Genomic DNA, 8,364 nt, shown 5'->3' on the forward strand with positions numbered 1-8,364 from the left:
GTGGCAGTAGTCGTACACGGTCATGCCGCACACATACATGCGGGCCTTGCCCGGCTCAATCGGGGTGAAGGTTTCTTTCTGGCGGGTGAGGGTGTTGTGGATGGTCAGCATGGAATTACGGTGGAATAGTGTCGTGTTCAGAATTCGTTCGCGGCAAGCTCATTCACCCTGGCGTCCGCCCAGACTCGGACGGCGTGGCAGATTTCGCGCAGCTCTTCGCGGGATAGGGTGGTTATTTCGGCATCGTCATAGCGCATGACGACGGCATAGGGATTAGACGGTCAAGCGCGTCGATAGGCATCGGCAGCGCAATGCCAACCTCGGATAGCCACCGACCAAGCTGGGCCAAATCATGGGTGCGCCCAAAACCCACCGAATGGGCAAACAGTACGGCCTTCAACGATTTTTCAACCGCCTGCTGGGCGTGAAACCCAATGATCGAAAGGGAAATGCCGGGCGCGTCCAGGATGTAGTCGAATACGGCGATGTCCTTATCCGCCATGCGCAAGGCGCGCCGGGCCTCCTCAAGCTGGGGCGTCATAAAGCACCCTGCCTTCCCGTAACGCCTGATGAATCACGGTGCCGGGAACCTGTCCCCGCCGGGTGGCCTCCTGTTCCGAATACACCAGCACATCCACCCCGGTGCCCATATCGCCGATGGCTTGGCGGAGCCGGATCATCTCTTGGCCCGGATCATCCACCCGCGCCTCGATCACCATCACGTCTAAATCGGAACCTGTGTCCGCCTCGCCCCTGGCCTGAGAGCCAAACAGGATGATCTTGCGCGGACTGGCGACCGCCACCAGCCGCTCAACCATTTGCTTAAGGCTCGGTTCTGTCAGCATTTCACTCGGACTCGTAGGTGAATTCGGCCAAACGGCGGCGCAGGCGGTGCTTATCGAGGATGCGATACAGCGTGCCGAGATCCGGCCCATCATGGCGTCCCGTCAGGGCGGTGCGGAGCGGCATGAACAGCGCCTTGCCCTTGGCCCCGGTGTTGGCCTTCAACGCCTTCATGAAGCCGTCGAAATCGTCCCCGGCATTCTGGGCGGCGTCCAGCGCGGCCAGGAAGAACGACTCGCCCGCCTGCCGGGCCGGTTCCGCCGCCTCGCCATCCAGCCGCAACTCGTCGGTGAAGAGGATGCGCGCCCACTCGTCGGCCTGATCCGGGAACACGCAATTGCTGCGCACGATGTCGAGGAATTCGGCGCAACACTCGCCCGGCACGATGGCGCGGGTCTCGGCGCGGAGCCAGTCCAACAAGGCGCCGTCGATCGCCGCCCGCACCGCGAGGTGCTGCCAATGATCGAGATGGGCCGGGTCGAAACGGGCCGGGGATTTCCCCAGGCGGGACAGATCGAAGCGGGCCTTGAGCGCGGCGAAGTCCATCAAGTCGTCGCTTTCATAATGGTGGCCGAGGCGGGCCATCATGTTCAGCAGGGCGGCGGGGAAATACCCCTCTTCCCGCAACTGGGCGATGCTGCGGCTGCCATTGCGCTTGGACAGGGGCGAGCCGTCGTCGCCCAGGATCAGCGCGGAATGGGCATAGTATGGCACCGGCAGATCCAGCGCCCGCAGCACCAGCATTTGGCGGGGCGTGTTGGCGAGATGGTCCTCGCCGCGCAGGACGTGGGTCACGCCCATCAGCGCGTCGTCGATGGCGTTGCAGAAGAAGAACGCGGCGCTGCCGTCGGCGCGGCGGATGATGAAGTCGCCGATGTCGCCGCTGGCGAATTTCTGCGGGCCGCGCACGCCGTCCACAAATTCGACGACTTCGTTTTTCGGCACCCGGAAGCGCAGGGTCGGGACCAGCCCCTCGGCCCGCTTGCGGGCGGACTCTTCCGCGCTCAGGTGGGCGCACTTGCCGGAGTAGCGCGGCGGCTGGCCGGAGCTCAGTTGAATCTTGCGGGAGATTTCCAGCTCCCGCGCCGAACAGAAGCACGGATAGGCTAAGCCCTTCCGCTCCAGCGCGTTGTAATAGCGCTCGTAGGTGGCGCCGCGCCGGGATTGGAACCAAGCGTCATTGGGTTCGCCCGTGTCCGGCCCCTCGCTCCAATAGAGCCCCAGCCAGCGCAAATCCGCCAGCAACTCATCGACAAACTCGCGGCGGCTGCGCTCGGCGTCGGTGTCCTCAATGCGGAGCAGGAAAGCATCGCCGAACAGGGCGCTGAACAAGGCCGTGCGGGCGTTGCCGATGTGCATGAGTCCCGTGGGACTCGGGGCGAAACGGGTTTTGGTTGGATTCATGGAATATACAAGGTGGGATGAAGGGCGTGATGGGTGTGAACTTTACCAACAGGCCATCGGGCGGGGCAACCGTGGCCGTCGGCGCACGGTGTGACAGCCAGCCGGGCGGCTGACTGAAATCAGGGGATAACAAAGCCAGGCTTCCGGCGCGGCTATACTGCGCTCAGTTGCAAGCTGAACCTCTTGCCCCCTCTCCCTCTGGGAGAGGGTTGGGGTGAGGGGGGGTTAAAAAGCTCAGTTTGTGGCTGTTCCGAGCATATGCCGGGTCAGCCGCCGCGCCGGTTCAGCTTGCTTTAGGTAGCCGACCTCACCAAGCGCAATACCGCGCTTTTTTCAATCTTACCCTCGCCATCCGTGAACAGCTCATAGGCGGCGGACACCATTTCCGCCTTGCGGTCGGGCGGCACGGCGCGTTCCACATCGGCCAACGCCTCCTCGACGGTTTCGATGGCCAGCCGCAACGCCTCGGGATTCAGCTTGGGCAGCGCGGGCCGCTGGTAAGGCGCGTTCGCGTCCTCCACCATGGAGCCCGCGCCGGTGGCCAGCCACAGGAAATCCACGTCCGCCGCATTGGCGATGGCGATCAACACCTTGCGGGTTGGCTCGCCACCCGAAAAATACCGGCGTATCCCGGATTGCGACAAATCGGCCTTGCGGGCCAGCGCGTTCACGCTGCCTACCCGTTCAGCGCACCGCTGCATCCGCGCCACGAACCCCTCATCCAGAGCCGATTCCAGTTCCGCGCCGGATAGCTGAGCCTCGCTCACGCTGTAGGGCTGCGCCGTTTCCCCAATCCTTTTTTGGTCTGACTCGTTTTTGCTCATTTTTCCTACAGCCATCATCTCTTGGATGGAACACGCAACGTCAATCGCTTTAGCGTTGACATCGTATCTCTTTAGAAATATATTCACCCCATCCAGCGCGGAAGCATTAGTCCTTTTTTAAAAAGAGGACACTATTGCGACCGTTATCCCGACAAACGTACAAAACCTCCTCTTTGCAGAGCCATCCCATGAACCGTGGATAGCCCGCTCTCGCACAAGATGTGACGAACATGGCCCGCGCGGCTGAATGGGAAGTGACTGCGTGAGGGGTTACGGTTTGGCGTGACAAGGAGCCACGCCCCCACAGGCATGAACCAAACGGCGGCATCCCATGAGAAAGCCCGGCGACTATCCAAACACCCCGTTCCCCGGCAGCCCCCCACCGGACGGATCGTCGATGCCCATGGAACGCAGCCACCCCCTCCTGCTGTTGTTCATCGCCTTGCTGCTCCTAACCATACTAACCGTCAGGAATTTTACGCCTGGGTAGACACCGGCCCCAGCCTCGCCCCATTCGTGCCGGACCCAGCGGTTCGGGCCATCCAAAACGCCTAACGCAAGCACCCTGGCGCCGGAATCCGCCCATCAAGACCAGCGCGATTCCGAGCCACGGCGACCCAGCCAAGCCTCCCCGCGCTTACTTCCGTCGTCCCTGACGCCTCACAACGGCCTCCAATTCCACCCCCCGTTGGCCGTGAGTTCCAGCAGCGCATCGTAATCCTCGGCACGGTCATCCCCTTCCCGCTGCCCCTCAAACCCCACCGTCAGATAGGTGATGTCGCGCCCCGACAGGATGCCAAGCATTCGCGATGCCGTCGCCGCGTCCAAATCCTTGAATGGATTATAAAGGACGGCGAAGCGCGGAGAGACTAGCAATATACGAGCGAATGAGACAAATCGTTGCTCATGCAGGGAAAATAATTTGTCCCAATCATGTTCCTCATCCAAGCCACCGGCCCGCGCCAACACGCTTTCGATGCCCAGCAGGGTCAGGGTCTCGACGATGGCGGCGTCGGTGATCCGCCCATCCAGCTCCGTCGGCACCAAGGCTTGGCGCAACGTGCCCGGCGGCAAATAGGCCCGCTCCGGCAAGAACATGATGCGATCCAACGTGGGGCGGCGGACGCAGCCGGTGCCCGCGTCGAAAATGCCCACCGTCGCCTTGAACAAGGCGTCCTTGGCCGCGTCGTCCAGCCCCGTGACCAGGGTGCGGGTGCCGTGGGCGATCTCCACCGACAGCTCCCGCACCAGCACATGCCCGTCCACCGGCGAATGCAGGGTCACGCTGTCGTACGCCACCCGGTCGTCCTCCTCGCGCACATCCATGCCGGACACCGTTTCGGTTTGGGCCACCTCGATGGCGTACCAGAAGTTGATGAGCCGCTGAATGACGGCGTAATAGGACGAGATGGACTGGAACCAATTGACGATCAACGAGAACGCGCCCACCAGCATCGCGAACGCCATCACCGACTGGGTGATGACGCCGAACTCCACGTCGCCCCGCATGTACAGCGGCGCCACCAGCAGGACGGGGATGATCTGGACCAGATAGTTGTAGCCCGTGGTGAAGAAGCCCAGGCTGCGGTTCACCTGGATGATCTTCCTGAAGTTGGCCGCCAAGTCGGTGATCTTGCCGTGCAGGCGCGGCTTGATTTCGTTCTCGCGGTGCAGCAGCGCCACCGATTCCGCCTTCTCCCGGACGTGAATCAGGTCGGAGCGGAACGCCGCCTCCTTGTCGAGCTGGGTGTAGTTGAGGTCGACCAGGGGGATGCCCAGCCGCACGGCGAAATAGGAGCCGACCACCGAGTAGGCCAGGGCCGCGCCGAACAGCCATGGGCTGATGGACCACAGCACGCCGGAGAACAGCACGATGGTGAAGACGCCGTTCACCATCAGCAGCACGAAGGACAGGGTCGTCACCGTGAAGGTGCGGACATCCTCGGTGATGCGCTGGTCGGGGAATTCCACCACCTCGCGGCGGATGGTTTCGTCGTTGATGCGGTAGTAGGTCGGATACTTGAGGTACAAATCCACGAAGCCCCGCGTCATGAAGGCCCGCCATAAGAGGCCCAGGCGCTCCTCGCAGAAGCGCAGGTACACGGCCACCGCCGTGGACGCGGCAAACACCACGATATACAGCAACGCTTGGCGGACATAGGCGTCGGTGTTGCGCTCGGCGATGGCGCTCATGAAATCCCGCCCCACGTAGCTATTCACCACGTTCAGCAGGTTGACGCCGAGGAATAGCGCGATGAGCAAGAGAAACAGGCGGACGGCCTTGCCCCCGACCTCGGAGCGGACCAATTCGCGGATGAGTCGGGTGAATAGCCCCCAGCCTTGTTCGTTTATGGGTATGTGCAGCATTGGCTTGATCCCGTAATGGTTCCGGCGGATAAAAAACTTATTTCATAATGTTGGATTGCCGACGGGGATGTTAGCAGGATTGACGCCCTGCGGAAGCTGGCCGACAACACCGCCCGCCTTTTCCTCGTCCGCGTCTCGCGTGCCGGGGCCGACCATGCTATTTTCCGACCCCGGACCCGACCCGCGACACACCGTCCGCAAGGAGCGCGGCCATCTTGACCGCGAACGGGCTGGACGCCCGTACCCCCGTGACCTTGCCGCCCCCACGACACCATGCACATCCTCAGCCTGATCCTATGGACGCCCTTCCTCGGTGCCCTGCTCATCGCGTTGACCCCGCCCGACCGGGTCCGCCGGATTCGCGGCCTCGCCTTCGCCGCGTCGGGGCTGGCCCTGATCCTGGCCTGGAGCCTGCCGTGGTTCTTCGACACCCGCACCGCGGCCACCCAATTCGCCGAATCCCACGTCTGGAACCCTGAACTCGGCAGCTATTACGCGCTGGGCGTGGACGGCTTCTCGCTGCCCATGCTGCTGCTGTCCACCCTGCTGTGCCTCATCGCCCTGCTGGCCTCCGGCGGCGTCGCGACCCGCGTCAAGGGCTACCACGTCTGGCTGCTGGCCCTGGAGTTCGGGATGCTGGGCGTGTTCATGGCGCAGGACTGGTCGCTGTTCTTCGTGTTCTGGGAACTGACCCTGATCCCGCTGTTCTTCCTCATTGACCAATGGGGCGGGCCGCGCCGCCACACCGCCAGCCTGAATTTCGTGCTGTACACCATGGGCGGTTCGGTGTTCATGCTCATGAGCCTGTTGATCGTGTTCACCTACTCGGCGGAACACTCCACCACCATGGATTCCATGCTTGGCACCGCCCGGAGCCTACCCGCCGATGTGCAACTGTGGGTTTTCCTAGGCTTCCTCATCGGCTTCGGGGTGAAGATGCCGGTCTTCCCCATTCATGGCTGGCTGCCCCTGGCCCATGTGGAAGCCCCCAGCCCGGTGAGCATCCTCTTGTCCGGCGCCATGCTCAAAATGGGCGCCTACGGCCTGCTCAAAGCCACCGGGATGCTGCCCGCCGCCGCCCTTGTCCTGCAACCCTGGCTGGCGGGGCTGGCCCTGGTCAGCATTCTTTATGGCGCCCTGCTGGCCTGGCGGCAGACCGACCTCAAGGCCATGATTGCCTACTCCTCGGTCAGCCACATGGGCGTGGTCCTGCTGGGGCTAGCCACCCTCAACGAAACCGGCCTACTGGGCGCGACCCTGCAAATGAGCGCCCACGGACTGGTGGCCGGGGCGCTGTTCCTGCTGATTGGCCTACTCTACGAGCGCACCCACACCCGCGAAATCGCCGATTACAGCTCGCTGGTCCAGGTCACGCCGCGTTTCGCCCTGTTCATCACCCTGGCCCTGCTGGCCTCCATGGGCCTGCCCGGCTCGGCGGGCTTTGTGGCGGAATTGCACGCGCTCATCGGCGGCTTCCAAAGCTTCGGCTGGGCCATGGTCCTGCTGAGCCTTAGCATCCTCATCGGCGCGGCTTACGCCATCCGCACCGTCCGCTGCTTGTTCACCGGCCCGGTGCGGCCCGAGATGCGCGGCATCCCCGACTTGCGTCCCCACGAACTGGTCGCCGCCGGGATCCTGGCCGTCGGGATTCTGGTGCTGGGGCTGGCCCCGGCGTCCGCCACCCGATTGATGGCCGCCAAAGTCGGAGAGTTGGGTTCGGCCTTCGCGCACAGGTCTCTTTGACATTCTTGAATTTCCACGTAAATTTTCCTAACCCATTAATTTTTTTAGGAAAAAACCGTGGCTAACTCACGTACTCTCAGCGTGGCATGGGCTGTTTCGGAATCCAGATTTCCACAGGCCGATGTCACCCAGGCAATGGAGTCCCTCGGCCTACATTTACAGCCTTTGGATATAAGGCAACCAGTTTCGGGGCAATTCGACCTCGCGGTCCTGCATTCGGCCTGTTTCGGCGACCTGGAGCAACTCCGCCATTTTCATAACGAATTGTCCGTGCCCAGCCTGATCGTGGCGGATTCAGAGGCCGAGGAGAACCAGATTTTTCAATGGCCGACCCTGCCCCTCAGCGTGGATGTCTGCCGGGCGGAATCCCTCAACGACCAACTGGCCCCGCGCCTTAGGCGGCTCACCGAAGCGACCGGCCAGGTCATCGGCTGGCACTTGAAGAATGGCGCCAGTCGGGGCATGTCCAAGGCGCTGCATAACCGGGAATACCTGGAACTCCGGCTGGCGCGGGAGCTTTCCAACGCCCAAAAGTATTGCCGCTCCCTGTCCATCGCCTGGCTGGAACTGGCCGACCTCAGCCGCATCGGCAAGACCTTCGGCGCGGCGGCGGCGGACCGGGCCTTGCAAGCCTTCACGGAGAGCGCGGTGGATAACATCCGCATCGTCGATTGGCTGGCCCATTACGGCGATGGCGAATTCTGTCTGGTCATGCCGGACACCTGGCTCAACGAAGCCCGCCAAGTGGCCCAGCGGCTCAAGAAGAACCTGTCGTTGCTGCAAGTGCAAGTGGATGGGCAGCATGTGCTGACGCCCCGGATGAACATTGGGGTTGCCGAATTGAGCGACGCGGAAGAATCGCACGGAGACCTGATGCAGAAGGCGGCGGAGGCGGCGCTGATGGATATGATGGGGGCGTAGGCCACCGCCGTTAAATTAGAGCATTTTCATTTTGGGTTTACGGCACTCACGTAGGCCGACTCGGTTTCGAAAACCGATTCGGCCTTTCTCGGTGCCGTACACTCATGTTGAAAACGCTCTAAGGCGATTTCCAGGAAAAGACATACCTGTAGGATGGGTAGAGCGAAGCGAAACCCATCACCCTGTGTCCGGCTCGATGGGTTTCGCGAGTACGCTCTACCCATCCTACATCCAGATCAACGGTGACAAGCATTTTCGGAAA

At 62.4% G+C, this 8,364-nt stretch carries 7 protein-coding genes; 2 read left to right on the forward strand and 5 right to left on the reverse strand.

The window, feature by feature from the left end; all coding sequences use genetic code 11:
* Positions 1-232 precede the first annotated feature (232 nt).
* From ACXWUF_RS14260 to ACXWUF_RS14280, 5 genes are all read right to left on the reverse strand, one after another.
* Positions 233-541 (reverse strand): HEPN domain-containing protein, encoded by a 309-nt coding sequence (locus ACXWUF_RS14260; RefSeq protein ID WP_458495314.1) that lies wholly within the window; start codon positions 539-541, stop codon positions 233-235.
* On the reverse strand, positions 525-845 hold the full coding sequence (locus tag ACXWUF_RS14265; RefSeq protein WP_458495315.1) for a nucleotidyltransferase domain-containing protein: 321 nt from the start codon (positions 843-845) through the stop codon (positions 525-527). Before ACXWUF_RS14265 ends, ACXWUF_RS14260 begins: the two co-directional genes overlap by 17 nt.
* Before the next feature lies 1 nt (position 846).
* Positions 847-2,247: a glutamate--tRNA ligase gene (gene gltX / locus ACXWUF_RS14270; RefSeq protein ID WP_458495316.1), complete on the reverse strand. Its 1,401-nt coding sequence runs from the start codon at positions 2,245-2,247 to the stop codon at positions 847-849.
* Between the two features lie 293 nt (positions 2,248-2,540).
* On the reverse strand, positions 2,541-3,071 hold the full coding sequence (locus ACXWUF_RS14275; protein WP_458495317.1) for a helix-turn-helix domain-containing protein: 531 nt from the start codon (positions 3,069-3,071) through the stop codon (positions 2,541-2,543).
* Between the two features lie 660 nt (positions 3,072-3,731).
* A complete protein-coding gene (locus ACXWUF_RS14280) occupies positions 3,732-5,438 on the reverse strand; it encodes an ABC transporter ATP-binding protein/permease (protein WP_458495318.1) in 1,707 nt (568 codons plus the stop codon).
* 273 nt (positions 5,439-5,711) lie between these two features.
* On the opposite strand from ACXWUF_RS14280, the gene ACXWUF_RS14285 reads away from it, so the two are divergent.
* On the forward strand, positions 5,712-7,181 hold the full coding sequence (locus ACXWUF_RS14285; protein ID WP_458495319.1) for a complex I subunit 4 family protein: 1,470 nt from the start codon (positions 5,712-5,714) through the stop codon (positions 7,179-7,181).
* Positions 7,182-7,238: 57 nt separating this feature from the next.
* Complete coding sequence (locus ACXWUF_RS14290; protein ID WP_458495320.1) at positions 7,239-8,102, forward strand: GGDEF domain-containing protein; 864 nt, start codon at positions 7,239-7,241, stop codon at positions 8,100-8,102.
* Positions 8,103-8,364: the final 262 nt, after the last annotated feature.

Source organism: Methylomagnum sp. (assembly GCF_054333355.1).

Coding starts and splice junctions, on each gene's coding strand:
- gltX (WP_458495316.1), bottom strand. CDS start 2,247: ATGAATCCAACCAAAACCCGTTTCGCCCCGAGTCCCACGGGACTCATG.
- ACXWUF_RS14260 (WP_458495314.1), bottom strand. CDS start 541: ATGACGCCCCAGCTTGAGGAGGCCCGGCGCGCCTTGCGCATGGCGGAT.
- ACXWUF_RS14275 (WP_458495317.1), bottom strand. CDS start 3,071: ATGAGCAAAAACGAGTCAGACCAAAAAAGGATTGGGGAAACGGCGCAG.
- ACXWUF_RS14265 (WP_458495315.1), bottom strand. CDS start 845: ATGCTGACAGAACCGAGCCTTAAGCAAATGGTTGAGCGGCTGGTGGCG.
- ACXWUF_RS14285 (WP_458495319.1), top strand. CDS start 5,712: ATGCACATCCTCAGCCTGATCCTATGGACGCCCTTCCTCGGTGCCCTG.
- ACXWUF_RS14280 (WP_458495318.1), bottom strand. CDS start 5,438: ATGCTGCACATACCCATAAACGAACAAGGCTGGGGGCTATTCACCCGA.